19 protein-coding genes, 1 tRNA gene and 1 riboswitch are annotated in these 17,189 nt (G+C 70.6%); of the genes, 13 read left to right on the forward strand and 7 right to left on the reverse strand.

The genetic code is table 11. The features are described from left to right. Nucleotides 1-92 precede the first annotated feature (92 nt). Nucleotides 93-446, reverse strand: a complete 354-nt coding sequence (locus ACZ7GJ_RS21765) for a DUF488 domain-containing protein (protein WP_470753877.1) — start codon at nucleotides 444-446, stop codon at nucleotides 93-95. Beyond that, nucleotides 443-853, reverse strand: a complete 411-nt coding sequence (locus ACZ7GJ_RS21770; protein WP_470753879.1) for a hypothetical protein — start codon at nucleotides 851-853, stop codon at nucleotides 443-445. The genes ACZ7GJ_RS21765 and ACZ7GJ_RS21770 overlap by 4 nt, the downstream gene beginning before the upstream one ends. Nucleotides 854-1,048: 195 nt before the next feature. Here ACZ7GJ_RS21770 and ACZ7GJ_RS21775 point away from each other — a divergent pair, with 195 nt between their 5' ends. Beyond that, on the forward strand, nucleotides 1,049-1,801 hold the full coding sequence (locus ACZ7GJ_RS21775; protein WP_365921659.1) for an MBL fold metallo-hydrolase: 753 nt from the start codon (nucleotides 1,049-1,051) through the stop codon (nucleotides 1,799-1,801). 75 nt (nucleotides 1,802-1,876) lie between these two features. On the opposite strand, the gene ACZ7GJ_RS21780 is transcribed toward ACZ7GJ_RS21775, so the two are convergent. Beyond that, nucleotides 1,877-3,148, reverse strand: coding sequence for a PTS transporter subunit EIIC (locus ACZ7GJ_RS21780; protein WP_470753881.1), 1,272 nt, complete (start codon nucleotides 3,146-3,148; stop codon nucleotides 1,877-1,879). 287 nt (nucleotides 3,149-3,435) lie between these two features. Further along, on the reverse strand, nucleotides 3,436-4,737 hold the full coding sequence (locus ACZ7GJ_RS21785; protein WP_470753882.1) for a PTS transporter subunit EIIC: 1,302 nt from the start codon (nucleotides 4,735-4,737) through the stop codon (nucleotides 3,436-3,438). Between the two features lie 138 nt (nucleotides 4,738-4,875). On the opposite strand from ACZ7GJ_RS21785, the gene ACZ7GJ_RS21790 reads away from it, so the two are divergent. The 4 genes from ACZ7GJ_RS21790 (at nucleotide 4,876) to rdgB (ending at nucleotide 7,194) form a co-directional block, all read left to right on the forward strand. Then, on the forward strand, nucleotides 4,876-5,187 hold the full coding sequence (locus tag ACZ7GJ_RS21790; RefSeq protein ID WP_365921665.1) for a PTS sugar transporter subunit IIB: 312 nt from the start codon (nucleotides 4,876-4,878) through the stop codon (nucleotides 5,185-5,187). A 118-nt stretch (nucleotides 5,188-5,305) separates the two neighbouring features. After that, nucleotides 5,306-6,031: a ribonuclease PH gene (rph, locus tag ACZ7GJ_RS21795; RefSeq protein WP_365921667.1), complete on the forward strand. Its 726-nt coding sequence runs from the start codon at nucleotides 5,306-5,308 to the stop codon at nucleotides 6,029-6,031. A 118-nt stretch (nucleotides 6,032-6,149) separates the two neighbouring features. Further along, on the forward strand, nucleotides 6,150-6,548 hold the full coding sequence (locus tag ACZ7GJ_RS21800) for a hypothetical protein (protein ID WP_470753884.1): 399 nt from the start codon (nucleotides 6,150-6,152) through the stop codon (nucleotides 6,546-6,548). A 31-nt stretch (nucleotides 6,549-6,579) separates the two neighbouring features. After that, on the forward strand, nucleotides 6,580-7,194 hold the full coding sequence (gene rdgB, locus ACZ7GJ_RS21805; protein ID WP_470753886.1) for an RdgB/HAM1 family non-canonical purine NTP pyrophosphatase: 615 nt from the start codon (nucleotides 6,580-6,582) through the stop codon (nucleotides 7,192-7,194). A gap of 56 nt (nucleotides 7,195-7,250) precedes the next feature. On the opposite strand, the gene ACZ7GJ_RS21810 is transcribed toward rdgB, so the two are convergent. Both ACZ7GJ_RS21810 and bcp read right to left on the reverse strand, forming a co-directional pair. Continuing rightward, nucleotides 7,251-7,335, reverse strand: a tRNA-Leu gene (locus ACZ7GJ_RS21810). Nucleotides 7,336-7,636: 301 nt separating this feature from the next. Beyond that, nucleotides 7,637-8,104 carry a thioredoxin-dependent thiol peroxidase gene (bcp, locus tag ACZ7GJ_RS21815; protein WP_470753888.1) on the reverse strand — a complete coding sequence of 156 codons (468 nt, stop codon included), beginning with the start codon at nucleotides 8,102-8,104 and terminating at the stop codon, nucleotides 7,637-7,639. 95 nt (nucleotides 8,105-8,199) lie between these two features. On the opposite strand from bcp, the gene ACZ7GJ_RS21820 reads away from it, so the two are divergent. From ACZ7GJ_RS21820 to ACZ7GJ_RS21830, 3 genes are all read left to right on the forward strand, one after another. Next, nucleotides 8,200-8,517, forward strand: a complete 318-nt coding sequence (locus ACZ7GJ_RS21820; RefSeq protein WP_365921675.1) for a DUF3618 domain-containing protein — start codon at nucleotides 8,200-8,202, stop codon at nucleotides 8,515-8,517. Between the two features lie 65 nt (nucleotides 8,518-8,582). Further along, on the forward strand, nucleotides 8,583-8,885 hold the full coding sequence (locus tag ACZ7GJ_RS21825) for a GroES family chaperonin (protein WP_048475576.1): 303 nt from the start codon (nucleotides 8,583-8,585) through the stop codon (nucleotides 8,883-8,885). Nucleotides 8,886-8,976: 91 nt separating this feature from the next. After that, a riboswitch (guanidine-III (ykkC-III) riboswitch) is annotated at nucleotides 8,977-9,038 on the forward strand. Between the two features lie 31 nt (nucleotides 9,039-9,069). Then, nucleotides 9,070-9,390 (forward strand): DMT family transporter, encoded by a 321-nt coding sequence (locus ACZ7GJ_RS21830; protein WP_470753893.1) that lies wholly within the window; start codon nucleotides 9,070-9,072, stop codon nucleotides 9,388-9,390. A 6-nt stretch (nucleotides 9,391-9,396) separates the two neighbouring features. Here the strand turns inward: ACZ7GJ_RS21830 and ACZ7GJ_RS21835 are convergent, their stop codons facing one another. After that, nucleotides 9,397-11,901: a transglycosylase domain-containing protein gene (locus ACZ7GJ_RS21835; protein ID WP_470753896.1), complete on the reverse strand. Its 2,505-nt coding sequence runs from the start codon at nucleotides 11,899-11,901 to the stop codon at nucleotides 9,397-9,399. Nucleotides 11,902-12,154: 253 nt separating this feature from the next. Here ACZ7GJ_RS21835 and ACZ7GJ_RS21840 point away from each other — a divergent pair, with 253 nt between their 5' ends. The 5 genes from ACZ7GJ_RS21840 (at nucleotide 12,155) to ACZ7GJ_RS21860 (ending at nucleotide 17,089) form a co-directional block, all read left to right on the forward strand. Next, nucleotides 12,155-12,901 carry an ABC transporter permease gene (locus ACZ7GJ_RS21840; RefSeq protein ID WP_470753899.1) on the forward strand — a complete coding sequence of 249 codons (747 nt, stop codon included), beginning with the start codon at nucleotides 12,155-12,157 and terminating at the stop codon, nucleotides 12,899-12,901. 16 nt (nucleotides 12,902-12,917) lie between these two features. After that, nucleotides 12,918-13,826, forward strand: coding sequence for an ABC transporter permease (locus tag ACZ7GJ_RS21845; RefSeq protein WP_470753900.1), 909 nt, complete (start codon nucleotides 12,918-12,920; stop codon nucleotides 13,824-13,826). 3 nt (nucleotides 13,827-13,829) lie between these two features. Further along, nucleotides 13,830-14,798 (forward strand): ABC transporter ATP-binding protein, encoded by a 969-nt coding sequence (locus ACZ7GJ_RS21850; RefSeq protein ID WP_470753903.1) that lies wholly within the window; start codon nucleotides 13,830-13,832, stop codon nucleotides 14,796-14,798. Nucleotides 14,799-14,873: 75 nt separating this feature from the next. Further along, a complete protein-coding gene (locus ACZ7GJ_RS21855) occupies nucleotides 14,874-15,557 on the forward strand; it encodes a DUF1707 SHOCT-like domain-containing protein (RefSeq protein ID WP_470753906.1) in 684 nt (227 codons plus the stop codon). A gap of 317 nt (nucleotides 15,558-15,874) precedes the next feature. Beyond that, nucleotides 15,875-17,089, forward strand: a complete 1,215-nt coding sequence (locus tag ACZ7GJ_RS21860; protein WP_470754081.1) for a DUF445 domain-containing protein — start codon at nucleotides 15,875-15,877, stop codon at nucleotides 17,087-17,089. Nucleotides 17,090-17,189 lie beyond the last annotated feature (100 nt).

Consider the following 17,189-nt stretch of genomic DNA (forward strand, 5'->3'; position numbering starts at 1 on the left):
CATCCCCCCCCCCCCCCCCCCCCCCCCCCCCCCCCCGCCCCCCCCCCCCCCCCGACCCCCCCCCCCCCCCCCCCCCCCCCCCCCGGCACGTCTCAGGAGGGCGCGCCCAGCAGCTCCGCCAGCACCGCCGCGTGACTGGAGGCCGGGTCCTTGACCGCCGTCAGGAGGGTGAGCGGGCCCCCCTCGGCCAGCCCCCGCAGCCGCGCCAGCTCGGCCACCGCCTCCGGCTCCGCCAGCTCCGCCTCGTAGCGCTCCCGGAACTCCCCGGGGGAGCCGCCCCCGTGGAACCACTTCCGCAGCTCCGCCGACGGGGTCACCGCCTTCGGCCACTGGTCCACCCCGGCCGCCTCCTTCGACAGCCCGCGCGGCCACAGCCGGTCCACGAGCACCCGTACGCCGTCCGCCCCCGGCTCGGGGGGATCGTAGACGCGCCGCAACCGGATCATCCGGAACCTCCCAGTCCGCGGACCTCGTCCCACAACGCCGGGTCCAGGGTCCCCAGCCTGTCGCGGAACTCCCACACCGACACCTCCGCCACCCGGTCCGCCTCCAGGAAACTCGCCCGGCCCTGCGCCCCGACCGTCCCCGGCGGCAGCGGGATCACCCCGGCCCGCCGGTCGTCGTACTTCCCGGTGATCCACGCGACCCGCGCCCGGTGCGCCCGTACCCCCAGCACCAGGCACGGCCGACCGTCCGCCAGCGCCCACAGCTCTCCCGCCCCCGGCCTCGGCGGCGGACCGGGCCGGTGCGGCGGCACTTGGGTCCGCCGCACGCCCCGGAGCCGCTGCGGGAGCAGCACCAGCAGTGCCACGGCCACCACCGCGGCGACCGCCGGCCACCAGGACGTGTCCATACTCCGACCGTAGCCGTGCCCGGACACCGCGGCGCGGCAACCCGCCTCCGGGGCGTCGCTCCCCCGGGTGACAGGACAGGTGATTCCCCCCACAACGGACCGCCGCGGAGGAGCGACCGGAGGTTTCGCGCCTTACGCTCGACCCACGCACGGCCCGCATTCCGTCCACGGACCGTCCACGGAGGTTCACGCTCCATGAAGCTCACCGTCGTCGGCTGCTCGGGTTCGTTCCCGTCCGCGGAATCGGCCTGTTCGAGCTACCTCGTCGAGGCCGACGGCTTCCGGCTGCTCCTCGACATGGGCAACGGCGCCCTCGGCGAGCTCCAGCGCCACTGCGGCCTGTACGACCTCGACGCGATCTTCCTGAGCCACCTGCACGCCGACCACTGCATCGACATGTGCGCCTACTTCGTCGCCCGCTTCTACCGCCACGAGGGCGGCCGCTGCGGCACGATCCCCGTCTACGGCCCGGAAGGCACCGAGAAGCGCCTGACCACCGCGTACGAGGACGTCCCCGACGAGCGCTCCATGAGCGAGGTCTTCGACTTCCGGAACCTGAAGTCCGGCAGCTTCGAGATCGGCCCGTTCCAGGTCCGCACCGAGAAGGTGTGCCACCCGGTCGAGGCCTACGGGATCCGCATCGAGCACGGCGGCCGCTCGCTCACGTACTCCGGCGACACAGGGGTCTGCCCCGAGCTGGGGCTGCTCGCCGAGGGCACCGACCTCTTCCTGTGCGAGGCCTCCTTCACGCACGGCAAGGAGGACATCCCCGACCTCCACCTCAACGGCCGCGAGGCCGGGGAGTACGCCCGCGGGGGCCGGGTCGGCCGGCTGGTCCTGACCCACATCCCGCCGTGGACCGACGCCGAGCAGAACCTCGCCGACGCCCGCGCGGTCTACGACGGCCCGGTCGACCTCGCGTACGCGGGCGCCGTCTACGAGGTCTGAACCGAATCGCCTACGCCGAAGCCCCCGCCCTCCCTGTCCGGGAGAGCGGGGGCTTCGGCGTAGGTACGACCGGGACTACTTGGCCTCGGCCTTGAGCAGCTCGGCGAGCTCCTCGTCGGACTCGCGGCCCGGGGTGGGGAGGTTCCACTTGGTGATCGCGAAGCGGAAGACGAAGTAGTAGACGACCGCGAAGCACAGGCCGATGCCGGCCAGGCCCCACGGGTTGTTCGCGATGCCCAGGTTCAGCAGGAAGTCGACCGCGCCGGCGGAGAAGCCGAAGCCGTCGCGCATCCCGAGCGCCCAGGTCAGCGCCAGGGAGACACCGGTCAGGACCGCGTGGATCGCGTAGAGCACCGGGGCGATGAACATGAAGGTGAACTCGATCGGCTCGGTCACACCGGTGACGAACGCGGTGGCCGCGAGGGAGAACATCATGCCGCCGACGACCTTGCGGCGCTCGGGGCGGGCGCAGTGGACGATCGCGAGGCAGGCGGCCGGGAGGGCGAACATCATGATCGGGAAGAAGCCGGTCATGAACTGTCCGGCGCTCGGGTCACCGGCGAGGAAGCGGCCGATGTCACCGTGGACGGCGCCGGTCGGGGTGTCGAAGGAGCCGGCCTGGAACCACGGGAAGGAGTTCAGCAGGTGGTGCATGCCGATCGGGATCAGCGCGCGGTTGGCGACACCGAAGATGCCCGCGCCGACGGCGCCGGAACCGGTCAGCCACTCACCGAAGTTGTGCAGACCCGTGCCGAGGACCGGCCAGATGAGGCCGAAGACGATGCCGGTGACCAGACCCGCGAGGGCCGAGAGGATCGGGACGAGGCGGCGGCCGCCGAAGAAGCCCGCCCAGTCCGGCAGCTTGGTCCGGTAGAACTTCTGGTACAGCAGGGCGGTGATGATGCCCATCACGACACCGCCGAGCACACCGGCGTTGACCGGGGCGTCCACGTTGACGATCTTGCCGCCGACGACCTTGGCGACCTTCGGGAGGTTGCTGTCGGTGAAGGTGGCGAGCACCTTCTGGAAGACCAGGTAACCGGTGACGGCCGCGAGGGCGGTCGAACCGTCCGACTTCTTGGCGAAGCCGATCGCGATGCCGACGGCGAACAGCAGCGCCATGTTGTCGAGGATCGCGCCACCACCGGCGGCCATGTAACCGGCGATCTTGAGGACGAACGTCGGGAAGACGTCCTTGTCGCCGAGCATGTCGTCGGCGCCCAGGCGGAGCAGGAGCGCGCCGGCAGGCAGCACGGCCACGGGGAGCATGAGGCTCCGGCCGATGCGCTGCATGACGGCCATCACGCCAGCGCCCTTCTTCGTTTCCGCAGCGGTCGCTGTGGACATGTGGTTCCTCCAGTGGGCAAGGCGCCGCCAGGGGACAAGGAAAAGGGGGATGGCGACGTCTTAGAAACGGGGGGACCCGGGGCCGGACAAGCCCGCGTGGTCTACACCACTAAGTGGTGTAGACCAGTTGTAGCACGGTGAGGTCGACGTAAGGAACCCATGAATTTCGTGGTGGAGGACACACGGGGACATTCATGGCAAACACCCCCCGGACTCCATGGGTCCGGGGGGTGTTTGTACGGATTCGGTGGGCCGGGCGGCGCCGGGCAGTGCCTGGCGGTGCGCGGCTAGGCCTTCGTGTTCTCCGCCTCCATCGCCGCGATCTCCTCGTCCGACTCACGACCGGGGGTCGGGATGTCGAACTTGGTGATCGCGAAGCGGAAGACCGCGTAGTAGACGACCGCGAAGCACAGCCCGATCGGGATGATCAGCCAGGGCTTGGTGGCCAGGCTCCAGTTGATGAGGTAGTCGATCAGGCCCGCCGAGAAGCTGAAACCGTCCTTCACCCCGAGCGCCCACGTCACCGCCATCGACACGCCCGTCAGCACCGCGTGGATCGCGTACAGCAGCGGCGCCACGAAGAGGAACGAGTACTCCAGCGGCTCGGTGATGCCCGTGACGAAGGAGGTCAGGCCGACCGACAGCATCAGGCCGCCGACCTCCTTGCGGCGCTGCGGCTTGGCGCAGTGCGTGATCGCCAGCGCGGCCGCCGGGAGGGCGAACATCATGATCGGGAAGAAGCCGGAGAGGAACTGCCCGGCGTTCGGGTCGCCGTTGAGGAACATGCTGATGTCGCCGTGCACGGTCTGCCCGTCCGGCTTGGTGTAGCTGCCGAACTGGAACCACACCGGCACGTTCAGGAACTGGTGCAGGCCGATCACCAGCAGCGCGCGGTTGGCGACGCCGAAGATGCCGGCGCCCCAGGCGCCCAGCCCCACCAGCCAGTCGGAGAAGCTCTCCAGCGCATCGCCGATCGGCGGCCAGATCCACAGGCAGAGCGCGGCGAAGGCGATCGCGACGAAGGACATGATGATGGGGACGAGCCGGCGGCCGTTGAAGAAGCCGAGCCAGTCGACCAGCTTGACCCGGTGGTAGCGCTGCCAGAACCAGGCGGCCAGCAGGCCCATGACGATGCCGCCGAACACCCCCGGGTTCTGGTACGCGTACCCGGCGAAGGCGTCCCCCTCTCCCAGGCAGCCGCCGCCGATGTCCTTGGTCCCCGCGGGGCAGTCCTTGGGGAAGGCGTGCAGCACGCCCCGGTAGACCAGGAAGCCGGCGACCGCCGCCAGCGCCGTCGAGCCGTCGGCCTTCTTCGCCATGCCGATGGCGACGCCGATGCAGAACAGCAGGGGCAGGCCGAGGTCGGCGTCGAGCAGGGCGCCGCCGGCGCCCTTCATGACGTTGGCGACGTTCACCCAGTTCAGGCGGTCCTTGCCGAAGACGTCGTCCTGGCCGAGCCGGTTGAGGATGCCCGCCGCCGGCAGCACGGCGATCGGCAGTTGCAGACTCCGCCCCATCTTCTGCAGCCCTTGGAACAGGCCGTTCCACCACTTCTGCTGTGGCACTGCTGCGGCGCTGCTCGCGCTCATCGGCGTCCTCCCTGACCGGCCCGTTTTTGGCGGTTGCGACACTTGCGGCACACTGGTGTAGACCAGTTGTGGGCAGGTTGCTGCTGATGGTCATCATTCGGCAGCTACCGGGCATGCGCTCGCGTAGGTAGGCCAACCGTGAGTTACCGTGACAAAGCGGACGATGCGGGTTACGGCCGCCGAGACTCGTTCTTCGTAACACTCAGGGAGACACAGATGGCCACCAAGGCTGAGAAGATCGTCGCCGGGCTCGGCGGTATCGAGAACATCGAAGAGGTCGAGGGCTGCATCACGCGCCTGCGCACCGAGGTCATCGACCCGAGCAAGGTCGACGAGGCCGCCCTGAAGGCCGCCGGCGCCCACGGCGTCGTCAAGATGGGCACCGCCATCCAGGTCGTCATCGGCACCGACGCCGACCCGATCGCCGCCGACATCGAGGACATGATGTGATCTGAGCCCCCCGGCTCAGACCCACCCCACGGCCTCATACGGCTGTACGACAAGACCCCGTACCGGACGCACCCGGACGGGGTCTTCCCGTACCCCGGCACCGACTAGGCTCGGAGCCATGTCTCGCATCGACGGCCGTACGCCCGAACAGCTCCGCCCGGTCACCATCGAACGCGGATGGAGCAAGCACGCCGAGGGCTCCGTCCTCATCTCCTTCGGAGACACCAAGGTCTTCTGCACCGCCTCCTTCACCGAAGGCGTCCCGCGCTGGCGCAAGGGCAGCGGCGAAGGCTGGGTCACCTCCGAATACTCGATGCTGCCCCGCTCCACCAACACCCGCGGCGACCGCGAATCCGTACGCGGCAAGATCGGCGGCCGCACCCACGAGATCTCCCGCCTCATCGGCCGCTCGCTGCGCGCGGTGATCGACTACAAGGCCCTCGGCGAGAACACCATCGTCCTGGACTGCGACGTCCTCCAGGCCGACGGCGGCACCCGCACCGCGGCCATCACCGGCGCGTACGTCGCCCTCGCCGACGCCATCGCCTGGGGCCAGCAGAAGAAGCTCATCAAGGCCGGCCGCAAGCCGCTGACCGGCACCGTCGCCGCCGTCAGCGTCGGCATCGTGGACGGCGTCCCGCTGCTCGACCTCTGCTACGAGGAGGACGTGCGGGCCGAGACCGACATGAACGTGGTCTGCACCGGCGACGGCCGCTTCGTCGAGGTCCAGGGCACCGCCGAGGGCGAGCCCTTCGACCGCAAGGAGCTCAACGCCCTGCTCGACCTGGCCGCCGGCGGCTGCGCCGACCTGGAGGCCATCCAGCTGGGCGCCCTGGAGCTGTAGCCTCCACGGCTCTAGGCTCCACGGCAACCGCCGGGTCCGCCCCGGCGTCTACGCGAGTACGGGCGCACGGTGTCACAACCGTGCGCCCGTCCATGTACCAGAGCGGGGGAGACCCGAAGTGAAGCAGAAGCAGAATCCGAAGCTCCGCATAGCCGCCGTGGCACTGGCGGCCGCGCTCGCCGTCCCGGCGATCACCTCCTGCGACGCGATCTCGACGGCAATGGACTGCGCGAACACGGCGGTGGCCATCGCGGACAGCGCGAACGACCTCCAGAAGGCCGTCTCGCAGGCCGGCAACAGCCCGCAGGACGCCAAGAACGCGCTCGACCAGATCGACGCGAACCTCAGGAAGGTCGGCGACCAGGCGGACAACGCCGACCTGAAGAAGGCCATCGAGTCCATGAACACGGCCGTCAAGAACGTCCGTACGTCGATCGAGTCCGGCAACTCGGTACCGGACGTCACGCCCGTCGGCGACGCGGCCAAGGAGATCTCGATGGTCTGCACGCCGAACTGATCCGCCGGCGGCGGCCGGAATAATGGCGGGCATGACCTCCACGCCCCACCGCCTGATCCTGGCCACCCGCAACCCGGGCAAGATCGCCGAACTCCACGCCATCCTGTCCGACGCCGGCCTGCCGCACGTGCTGGTCGGCGCGGACGCGTACCCGGAGATCCCGGACGTCAAGGAAACCGGCGTCACCTTCGCCGAGAACGCCCTCCTCAAGGCCCACGCCCTGGCCAAGGCCACGGGCCTGCCGGCGGTCGCCGACGACTCCGGCCTCTGCGTGGACGTCCTGAACGGCGCCCCCGGCATCTTCTCGGCCCGCTGGGCCGGCAGGCACGGAGACGACGCGGCCAACCTCGCCCTCCTCCTGGCCCAGCTCGGCGACATCGACGACGAGAACCGCGGCGCCCACTTCGCCTGCGCGGCGGCCCTGGCCCTCCCGGACGGCACCGAACGCGTCGTCGAGGGGCGCCTCCTGGGCACCCTGCGCCACACCCCGGTCGGCACGGGCGGCTTCGGCTACGACCCGATCCTCCAGCCCCTGGGCGAGTCCCGCACCTGCGCGCAGCTGTCGGCCGCGGAGAAGAACGCCATCTCCCACCGCGGCCAGGCCTTCCGCGCCCTGGTCCCCTTCGTCCGCGCCCTGTTGGCCTGAGCCGGAACACCGAAGGCCCCGTACGCGATAGCTGCGTACGGGGCCTTCGGCCTGTGTGCGGTCGGGGGGACTCGAACCCCCACGGGTGTTACCCCACTGGGACCTAAACCCAGCGCGTATCGCCTATTTCGCCACGACCGCGACATGTTGGGCAATTTAGACATCCAGTCCGGCTTGCCGCGCCCAGTGTACGGCGACCCCGTTCCGGTCGGCGACTGGCCTGCGCCGACCTCCCCGGCATCAGGTCTGGGCCGTCGTATGGCAGTTGGGGCACAGGGGTCGGGGATTCTCCCTTCGGGTCCACCCCGGCGTTCCGGCCGCGCATGCGGCTCTCGTACGGAGTAACGGGGCGACGGTCGGACGGATACGGCCGGTTTCGTCCGACAAGCGCAGTGGCCCGCACCGGGTGGGTGCGGGCCACTGCGTTCAGGGAGGCGCGGGGTCAGATGCCCAGGTCCTTGATGATCTTGGCTACGTGGCCCGTGGCCTTCACGTTGTAGAGGGCGCGCTCGACCTTGCCCTCCTCGTCCACGATGATCGTGGAGCGGATGACGCCGGTGACCGTCTTGCCGTACAGCTTCTTCTCGCCGTACGCGCCGTAGGCCGTCAGGGTCTCCTTCTCCGGGTCGCTGACCAGCGTGACCTTCAGGTGCTCCTTCTCGCGGAACTTTGCGAGCTTCTCCGGCTTGTCCGGGGAGACGCCGATGACGTCGTAGCCGGCCGTGGCCAGGACGGCGAGGTTGTCCGTGAAGTCGCAGGCCTGCTTGGTGCAGCCGGGGGTCAGGGCGGTCGGGTAGAAGTACACGATCACCTTGCGGCCCTTGTGGTCGGCGAGCGAGACCTCGTTGCCGTCCGCGTCGGGCAGGGTGAAGGCCGGGGCGGTGTCGCCGGGCTGCAGTCGCTCGCTCATCTCAACAGTCTCCTCGGGAGGGCATCGTTATGCCACGAGACTAAGCTGACAGCCTGTTCACATACGAGCACGACCATGACGACGGAGGCAGCGCGGTGCCGGAAGCCAGGACCCCCGCACAGATCGAGGCGGACATCGTCCGCAGGCGCGAGCAGCTCGCCGAGACGCTCGATGAGATCGGCGTGCGCATGCACCCGAAGACGATCATCGGGGATGCCAAGGCCAGGGCCGTCGGCGTCGTGGACCACACCGCCGGGCGCGCCGTGGTGGCCGTGAACCGTCTGGTGACGGACGTGCGGGACGGGCTGCGGCACGAGGACGGGGCCCCGCGCGTCGAGCGGATCGTCCCGGTCGCGCTGGTCGCGGTGGGTGTGCTCGGGCTGCTCGTGCTGTCGGCGCGGCGCAAGCGCTGAGGTAGGTTCGGGGCGTGAGCGACGACACCACCAACACCACCACGCACGACAAGCTCCCCATCCGCATGCTGCACGACCGCGTGCTCGTGAAGTCCGACTCGCCCGAGGGCGAGCGGCGCTCGGGCGGCGGCATCCTGATCCCGGCGACGGCCGCGGTGGGCAAGCGGCTGGCCTGGGCCGAGGTGGTCGCGGTCGGGCAGAACGTGCGCAGTGTGGAGCCGGGCGACCGGGTGCTGTACGACCCCGAGGACCGGGCCGAGGTGGAGGTGCGCGGGGCGACGTACGTACTGATGCGCGAGCGGGACCTGCACGCGGTGGCCGCCGAGCGGCTGGAGGGGTCGAAGGACTCCACCGGGCTCTATCTCTGAGTTCCCCCTGCGCCTCTGATTCTTGTGCGAGAAGGGCCGGTGACCACTGTCACCGGCCCTTTTTGGCGCGCTTTGCCCGTTCTTTGCTAGGGTGGAGGGGAACCCCCGACGAGACGCGCCGTACCGGGTAGCTGGACGCAAAGACGACGCACCCCCGTTCGCTCTCGTCCCGGAGGTGCCTGTCATGGCCTGGGTTCTTCTCATCGTCGCCGGCCTGATCGAAGTCGGCTGGTCGATCGGTATGAAATTCACCGAAGGCTTCACCCGGCTCTGGCCCAGTGTGTTCACGGGCGCCGGCATCGTCGCCAGCATGGTGCTGCTCTCCTACGCCGCCAAGACCCTGCCCATCGGCACGGCGTACGGCGTGTGGGTCGGCATCGGTGCGGCCGGTGCGGCGGTGCTCGGCATGGTGGTGCTGGGTGAGCCCGTCACCGCCGCCCGGATCTTCTTCATCTCTCTGCTGCTGGTCGCCGTGGTGGGGCTGAAGATGACCTCCGGTCACTGACCGGGGTCATTCGAGGTAGTCCGCCGGGGGGCGGGGGCGTACGCCTTCGGTGGCGCCGCCCAGGTTTCCCGTGGTGGCGCCGCCGTCGGTCTGGCCTCCGGTCGTCTGACCGCCGGTGGTCTGACCCCCCGTGGTCTGGCCTCCGTTGGTCTGGCCGCCCTGGGTCTGGCCGCCTTGTGTCTGTCCGCCCTGGGTCTGGCCCCCGTTGGTCTGGCCGCCCTGCGTCTGCCCGCCCTGCGTCTGGCCCCCGTTGGTCTGCCCGCCTTGGTTCTGGCCGCCCGTCGGGGGGCTCGGCCGTACCGGCGGGGCCGAGAAGTCGTCGTCGGGGGTCTGCTGAGGGGTGTTCGGGGCCACCGGCGGGGGCCGGTCCGCGCCCGGCATGAGTTCGAGGTCGAAGTCGACCGGGTCGGTGGCCTCCAGGGCCGTCTTCGTGTACTGCGCCCAGACCCGGGCCGGGTAGCCGCCGCCCCCGATACGGGACTCGCCGAGGGCGTTGTACAGGGACTCCAGGGCGCCGGTGTCCGGGTCCTGGCCCATCATCGAGACGACCGTGACCAGGTCCGGGGTGTACGCCGCGAACCAGGCCGAGCGGTCGAGCTCCCCGGTGCCCGTCTTGCCCGCGGCGGGGTGCCCGGCGGCGAGGGCGGCCGTACCGGTGCCGTTGTCCACGACGCTGACCAGCATGGACGTGGTCGTGTCGGCGGCTTCGCGGCTGACGGCCTGGTTCGTGTTGCGGTCCGGGAGGGTGACGGTGTCGCCCTCCTTGGTGATCTTCTCCAGGAAGGTGTGCGGGGTGTGCTTGCCGTGCGCGGCGAGGGTCGCGTACGCCTGGGTCATGTCGAGGACGCTGGCCTGCATGGTGCCGAGCGCCATGGCGGGACCCGCGTCGAAGTTCGGGGTGCTCGCGGGGATGCCGAGGTCGATGGCGGTCTTCTTGACCTTCTCGGTGCCGACGTCGACGACCATCTGCGCGAAGACGGCGTTGACGGAGAGGTCGGTGGCGGTGTTGACGGTGATGTTCCCGTAGCTGACCTGCCCCTCGTTCTCCGGTGCGTAGGGGATCCGGGTGCCGACGACGCGGCGCTTGTTGTCGCCGTTGTAGATCGTGTACGGGGTGATCGTGCGGCCGTCCTGGGTGCGGGAGTTGTTCTGCACGGCGGCCGCGAAGACGAAGGGTTTGAAGGTGGAGGCCACCTGGTAGTCGTGGCGGGTGGCGTTGTTGACGAACTGCTTGGTGTAGTCGATGCCGCCGTACATGGCGACGACCTTGCCGGTGGCCGGGTCGATGGAGACAGCGCCGGTCCGCACGACGCGGTCCGCCTTGCGCTTCTCGGGGTCGAGCTTGCTGACCACCTTGTCGTTGACGGCGTCGACGATGGCGGTCTGGCGGCGCTTGTCGATGGTCGTGGTGATGCGGTAGCCGCCTTCGGCGAGGGTCTTGTCGTCGAGGATCTTGTTCTCGACGATGTAGTCCTTGATGGCCTCGACGAGGTAGCCGCGCTGCCCGGAGAGCCCTGCGGCGCCGCGGACCTTCCCGGGCTCGGGGAAGGTGGTGGCCGTCCGTTCGGCGGGGGTCATCCAGTTCTTCTTGACCATGCCGTCGAGCACGTAGTTCCAGCGGCCGAGGGCGCGGGCGCGGCTCTGGGGGTGGGCGACTACGTCGAAGGCGCTCGGGGAGTTGAGGAGGGTGGCGAGGTAAGCGCCTTCCGCGGTGGTGAGTTTGCCGACGTCCTTGCCGTAATAGGCCTGGGAGGCGGCCTGGATGCCGTAGGCGTTGCGGCCGAAGTAGCTGGTGTTCAGGTAGCCCTCAAGGATGTAGTTCTTCGACTTCTCGCGACCGAGTTTGATCGCGATGAAGAACTCCTTGACCTTGCGCTTGATCGTCTGTTCCTGGCCCAGGTAGTAGTTCTTGACGTACTGCTGGGTGATGGTCGAGCCGGACTGGGTGCCCTTGCCGGTCGCGGTGTTCCAGGCCGCGCGGAGCATCGCCGCGGGGTCCACCGCCCGTTCGGAGTAGAAGTCCCGGTCCTCGGCGGCCAGTACGGCCTCCTGGACGGTCCGCGGGATCTGCGAGAGCGGGACGTTGACGCGGTTGACCTCGCCGTCACGGGCGATCTGGGAGCCGTCGGAGTAGAGGTAGACGTTGGACTGCGCGGTGGCGGCGGCGTTCGCGGGCGGGATGTCGACCAGCAGGTAGCCGGCGACGAGGGCGCCGCCCAGCAGCAGGGCGAGCAGCAGCACTCCGCCCAGGACCATGCGCCAGGTGGGGAAGATGCGGCGCCAGCCGGACCGTTTCCGCCCGGCCTTCTTGGTTCTGGCCTTCGCCGCCCCGGTCTCGGCGGTCGCTGCGGTCTCGCCGGTCGCGGCCTCGGTCCCGGTTCCGGGCCCGGCCTCGGGCCCCGGCGTCGGCTGCTCCGTGTTTTCCACCCGGTCCGCCCGCGCGGCCCGCGGTTCGTCGGGGGTGTCCGGGTCGCGAGGGGTCCAGCCGGGGGGTGGTGACTGGTCGCTCATCTCCGGTACTCCTCGGCGCCGTACGAAATATCCACATCTGTACCTCATGGTGTCTACCCGATGGCCGCATTCCGCTCCGGACGGGCATAAATCGATACCGTGGCTCGCCCCTCCGCACTAAGCTCGCGCGCTTTGGCCGACGTAGGAACGACGTGGGAAACGGAGGGATACGGTGCACTGGAGAGCGGGTCGGAGAGTACGGCTCCACCTGGCCGTCGCGGCCGGTGGATTCCGCCGGTACGCCACGTACGGGATGGCCACCGCGGCCGGGGTGTTCACGAACACCGTGTTCGGTTTCATCCTCGCCTACACGTTCATCGCGCTCTGGGACGAGCGGCCCGGGCTCGGCGGCTACGACCAGGCGCAGGCCCTGACCTTCATCTGGGTCAGCCAGGCGCTGCTCGCCGCCGCCGCGCTGATCGGCGGCGGCTTCCAGGAGGAGCTCCAGGAGCGGGTCCGTACGGGTGACATCGCCGTGGACCTGTACCGGCCGGTGGACCTCCAGATGTGGTGGCTCGCCGGGGACCTGGGCCGGGCGGCCTACCACCTGGTGGCCCGCGGGGCGGTCCCGATGGCGGTGGGGGCGCTCGCCTTCCGGCTGGCGCTGCCCGCCGATCCGCTGCGCTGGCTGCTGTTCCTGGTGGCCGTGGTGCTGGCGGTGGTGGTGAGCTTCGCGCTGCGCTACCTGCTGGGGCTCGCGGCGTTCTGGCTGATGGACGGTGCCGGGATCAACCTGATGGCCACCGTCGTCTCCATCTTCTTCTCCGGGATGCTGCTGCCGCTGACCGTGTTCCCGGGCGGCTTCGGGGAGTTCGTACGCCTCCTGCCGTGGGCGGCGATGCTCCAGGTGCCGATCGACGTGCTGCTGGGCATGGGCGCGGGGGCCGGGGGCGCGCTGCGGGCGCTGGGGTTCCAGGCCGGGTGGGCGCTCGTACTGCTGGGCCTGGGCCGGCTGCTGCAGTCGGCGGCGACGCGGAAGGTGGTGGTCCAGGGTGGCTGACGCGACGGTGGACCCGATGGCTGACACGACGGCGGACGAGACGACACGGCCGTTGGTGGACGCCGGCCGGGTACGGCCCGGCGCCCTCCCGTTCGGCGGGCCGAAGCGGAACCGGGCCGTGGAGGGGCTGCGCGGCTACGGGCTGATCGTGTCGATGTGGATCCGGTCGACGATGACGTACCGGACGTCCTTCTTCCTGTCGACCTTCGGGAACGCGGCGATCACCCTCCTCGACTTCGCCGCGATCTACATCATGTTCTCCCACGTGGACGTGCTCGGCGGCTTCACGCTGCCCGAGATCGCCCTCCTCTACGGGTCCTGCTCGGCCTCCCTGGGCCTGGCGGACCTGCTGCTCGGCAATACCGACCGGATCGGCGCCCGGATCCGCGACGGCTCGCTCGACACGATGCTGGTCCGCCCGGTCCCGGTACTTGCGCAGGTCGCGGCGGACCGCTTCGCGCTGCGCCGGCTCGGCCGGATCGGGCAGGGCCTGGGAGTGCTGGGCTGGGCGCTCTGGTCGCTGTCCGGGGAGGTGGACTGGACGCTCGGCAAGCTGGTCCTGGTGCCGGTGATGGTCATCGCCGGGGCGGGGATCTTCGGGGCGGTGATGGTGGCCGGTGCGGCGTTCCAGTTCGTCGCGGGCGATGCGGCGGAGGTCGTCAACTCCTTCACCTACGGCGGCTGCACGATGCTGGAGTACCCGCCGACCGTGTTCGCGAAGGACCTGCTGCGCGGGGTGACCTTCATCGTGCCGCTGGCCTTCGTCAACTGGCTGCCCGCGCTGTACCTCCTGGGGCGCCCGGACCCGCTGGGGCTGCCCGGGTGGCTGGCGTACGCGAGCCCGCTGGTGGCGTTCGCCGTGTTCCTGCCCGCGTCGCTGGCGTGGCGCGCGGGAGTCCGTTCGTACCGAAGCACGGGGAGCTGAGCGATGGCCGAGGCGTTGATCGAGCTGGACGGGGTCGAGAAGGTCTTCGACGTACGGCGCCGGGTGGGACTGGTGCGCAGGGAGAAACGGCAGGTCAGGGCCGTGGACGGGATCAGCTTCGAGGTCGCGCGGGGTGAGGTGGTCGGCTACATCGGGCCCAACGGCGCGGGGAAGTCGACCACGATCAAGATGCTGACCGGCATCCTGACGCCCAGCGGCGGCCGGCTGCGCGTCGCGGGCATCGACCCGTCGCGGGAGCGGATGCGGCTCGCGCACCGGATCGGAGTGGTCTTCGGGCAGCGCACGACGCTGTGGTGGGACCTGCCGCTGAAGGACTCGTACGGGCTGATGCGGCGGATGTACCGGGTGCCGCCGGCCCGGTTCAAGGAGAACCTGGAGCGCTGCGTGGAGCGCCTCGACCTGGCCGAGCTGCTGGACGTACCGGTACGCCAGCTCTCGCTCGGGCAGCGGATGCGCGGGGACATCGCGGCGGCGCTGCTGCACGACCCGGACGTGCTGTACCTGGACGAGCCGACGATCGGGCTCGACGTGGTGAGCAAGGCGAAGGTGCGGGGCTTCCTGCGGCAGTTGAACGAGGAGCTCGGCACGACGGTGCTGCTGACCACGCACGACCTCCAGGACATCGAGCAGCTGTGCGAGCGCGTGATGGTGATCGACCACGGGCGGCTCATGTACGACGGCCCCCTGGGCGGCCTGCACGCGGCGGGCGGCGCGGGGGAGAGCGAGCGGACGCTGGTGGTGGACCTGGAGCGGGAGATGGCGCCGATCAGCGTGGCGGGCGCGCGGGTGGTGCAGGTGGAGGGGCCGCGGCAGTGGCTGGCCTTCCCGGCGCAGGCCTCGGCGGCCCCGCTGGTGGCGGCGGTGGCGGCCGATTACCCGCTGGTGGACCTGTCGGTGCGGGAGCCGGACATCGAGGACGTGATCGCGCGGATGTACGCGGGTAGGGGATGAAATCAGGGACGAGCCGGGGTCGGCGTCAGGGCTAAGTCATACAACTCGCCCGGATCACTGCATAGGCTGGTGCTCATGAGTGACGAGCGGCCGGAGAAGCCGTTGCCGGAACTGAGGGCGTCGGATGCCGACCGGGACCGGGTGGTGGAGCGTCTGCGGGACGCCGTCGCCGAGGGCCGGCTCGACATGGAGGAATTCGAGGAGCGGCTGGACGCGGCGTACAAGTCCCGTACGTACGCGGAACTGGAACCGCTGACGCGGGACCTGCCGGCGCCTTCGGGGGCGGGGGCGGCCGCGCCGTTCTCCCCGGCAGCGGGCCCCGCGGGGTCCGACCCCGCCTGGCCGGCCCGGATCGGGGGGTCGGGTACGTCCGCGACGGCCGTCGCGGTCATGTCGGGCTTCCAGCGCAAGGGCAACTGGACGGTGCCCGCGCGCTTCAACGCGGTGGCGTTCTGGGGCGGCGGCGAGCTCGACCTGCGCGAGGCGAACTTCGCGGAGCCGGAGGTCGTGATCACCTGCGTGGCGATCATGGGCGGCATCCAGATCACGGTGCCGCCGGGCGTCGAGGTCGACGTACGGGGCGTGGGCGTCATGGGCGCCTTCGACCAGAGCGACGGTACGGGGCCCAGGCAGCCGGGGGCCCCGAGGGTGGTCGTGACGGGCTTCGCCTTCTGGGGCGGGGTGGAGGTCAAGGTCAAGGCCCCGAAGTCCCGCAAGGGGCTGGACGGCGGGGGCCCGTCGTTGCGCAAGGAGCTGTGAGCGCGGCGCGGGCGGGGCGTGGACGGGCCGTGAGCGGCGTGGACGGGTCGTAGGCGGGCTGGGTTGCGTGACGGCCGTAGGCGGGCCGTAGGGGCGCGACACGGCGTGCCGGGAACTCTGCGGGCCTCCCGGGAGTCGGATGCTATGCAGACAAAACCGGCGCCCCCGGGGGAAGGCAGGAGCACGTGGAGAACCGCAGCACGGCCGAATCGCCACCAGCGCCACCGGCATCGCCGCCGGTGGCGGCCCAGGCACCCGTACGCGGCGGGTTCGTGTTCAGCGCGGCCGACGAGGAGCGGCAGCGCGGCGTCCGCCGCATGAAGACCACCGCGACCGGCCTGCTGGTCCTGGTGGCGCTGGTCTACGTACTGGCCAAGGTCGCCCAGCACGCCTGGGGCGCCGGCGGCTGGACCGGCTATGTGGCGGCCGCCGCCGAGGCGGGCATGGTCGGCGCGCTCGCGGACTGGTTCGCCGTCACCGCGCTCTTCCGGCGCCCGCTCGGCCTGCCCATTCCGCACACCGCGATCATCCCGACCAAGAAGGACCAGCTCGGGGTCACCCTCGGCGAATTCGTCGGGGAGAACTTCCTCTCCGCGGACGTGGTCCGTGCGCGGCTGCACGCGCTCGGCATCGGCGGCCGGCTCGGGGCCTGGCTGGCCGAGCCCGCGCACGCCGACCGGGTCACGGCCGAGCTGGCCACGGCGCTGCGCGGGGCCCTGACCGTACTGCGCGACTCCGATGTGCAGGCCGTCGTGGGGGAGGCGATCACGCGGCGGGCCGAGACCGCCGAGATCGCGCCGGGGCTCGGCAAGACCCTGGAGCGGGTCGTCGCGGACGGCGGGCACCGGCGGGTCGTGGACCTGGTGTGCGCGCGGGCGCACGACTGGCTGGTCACGCACGCCGACTCGGTGGAGGCGGCGGTGCAGGGCGGGGCGCCCGGCTGGACCCCGCGGTTCGTGGACCGCAAGGTCGGCGAGCGCGTGTACAAGGAACTGCTCCGCTTCCTCCAGGAGATGCGGGACATGCCGGAGCACCCGGCGCGCGGGGCGGTGGACCGTTTCCTCGCCGACTTCGCGGCCGATCTCCAGTCGGACACCGAGACGCGCGCCAAGGTGGAGCGGCTCAAGTCGGAGATCCTGGAGCGGGGCGAGGTGCAGGACGTGATCGCCTCCGCCTGGACCGCGATCAGGTCGATGATCATCTCGGCGGCGGAGGACGAGCGCAGCGAGCTGCGGCTGCGCGTGCGGTCCTCGCTGATGTCGCTGGGGGCGCGGCTGGCCACCGACGGCCGGCTCCAGGACAAGGTGGAGGGCTGGATCGAGGGCGCGGTGGTCTATGTCGTCACCACCTACCGGACCGAGATCACCTCGCTGATCACGGACACGGTGGCGGGCTGGGACGCCGAGCACACGTCGCGGAAGATCGAGGCCCACATCGGGCGGGACCTCCAGTTCATCCGCATCAACGGCACGGTGGTCGGCGCCCTGGCGGGCCTGCTGATCTATACGGTGTCGCGGGCGTTCGGGGCGTAGCGGTCGGGGGGGGGGGGGGGGGGGGGGGGGGGGGGGGGGGGGGGGGAGAAAAAGAAGGGGGGGGGAGGAAACAAGGGGGGGAAGAAAGAACAAGACAAGA

The organism is Streptomyces sp. NPDC037242, assembly GCF_055604165.1.

Bases quoted from the DNA above. Each gene is read 5' to 3' on its own strand.
- ACZ7GJ_RS21770 (WP_470753879.1), bottom strand. From the start codon at position 853: ATGGACACGTCCTGGTGGCCGGCGGTCGCCGCGGTGGTGGCCGTGGCA.
- ACZ7GJ_RS21785 (WP_470753882.1), bottom strand. From the start codon at position 4,737: ATGAGCGCGAGCAGCGCCGCAGCAGTGCCACAGCAGAAGTGGTGGAAC.
- ACZ7GJ_RS21855 (WP_470753906.1), top strand. From the start codon at position 14,874: ATGAGTGACGAGCGGCCGGAGAAGCCGTTGCCGGAACTGAGGGCGTCG.
- ACZ7GJ_RS21840 (WP_470753899.1), top strand. From the start codon at position 12,155: ATGGCCACCGCGGCCGGGGTGTTCACGAACACCGTGTTCGGTTTCATC.
- rph (WP_365921667.1), top strand. From the start codon at position 5,306: ATGTCTCGCATCGACGGCCGTACGCCCGAACAGCTCCGCCCGGTCACC.
- ACZ7GJ_RS21850 (WP_470753903.1), top strand. From the start codon at position 13,830: ATGGCCGAGGCGTTGATCGAGCTGGACGGGGTCGAGAAGGTCTTCGAC.
- ACZ7GJ_RS21780 (WP_470753881.1), bottom strand. From the start codon at position 3,148: ATGTCCACAGCGACCGCTGCGGAAACGAAGAAGGGCGCTGGCGTGATG.
- ACZ7GJ_RS21825 (WP_048475576.1), top strand. From the start codon at position 8,583: ATGCTGCACGACCGCGTGCTCGTGAAGTCCGACTCGCCCGAGGGCGAG.
- ACZ7GJ_RS21765 (WP_470753877.1), bottom strand. From the start codon at position 446: ATGATCCGGTTGCGGCGCGTCTACGATCCCCCCGAGCCGGGGGCGGAC.
- ACZ7GJ_RS21860 (WP_470754081.1), top strand. From the start codon at position 15,875: ATGAAGACCACCGCGACCGGCCTGCTGGTCCTGGTGGCGCTGGTCTAC.
- ACZ7GJ_RS21830 (WP_470753893.1), top strand. From the start codon at position 9,070: ATGGCCTGGGTTCTTCTCATCGTCGCCGGCCTGATCGAAGTCGGCTGG.
- ACZ7GJ_RS21835 (WP_470753896.1), bottom strand. From the start codon at position 11,901: ATGAGCGACCAGTCACCACCCCCCGGCTGGACCCCTCGCGACCCGGAC.
- ACZ7GJ_RS21845 (WP_470753900.1), top strand. From the start codon at position 12,918: ATGGCTGACACGACGGCGGACGAGACGACACGGCCGTTGGTGGACGCC.
- bcp (WP_470753888.1), bottom strand. From the start codon at position 8,104: ATGAGCGAGCGACTGCAGCCCGGCGACACCGCCCCGGCCTTCACCCTG.
- ACZ7GJ_RS21775 (WP_365921659.1), top strand. From the start codon at position 1,049: ATGAAGCTCACCGTCGTCGGCTGCTCGGGTTCGTTCCCGTCCGCGGAA.
- rdgB (WP_470753886.1), top strand. From the start codon at position 6,580: ATGACCTCCACGCCCCACCGCCTGATCCTGGCCACCCGCAACCCGGGC.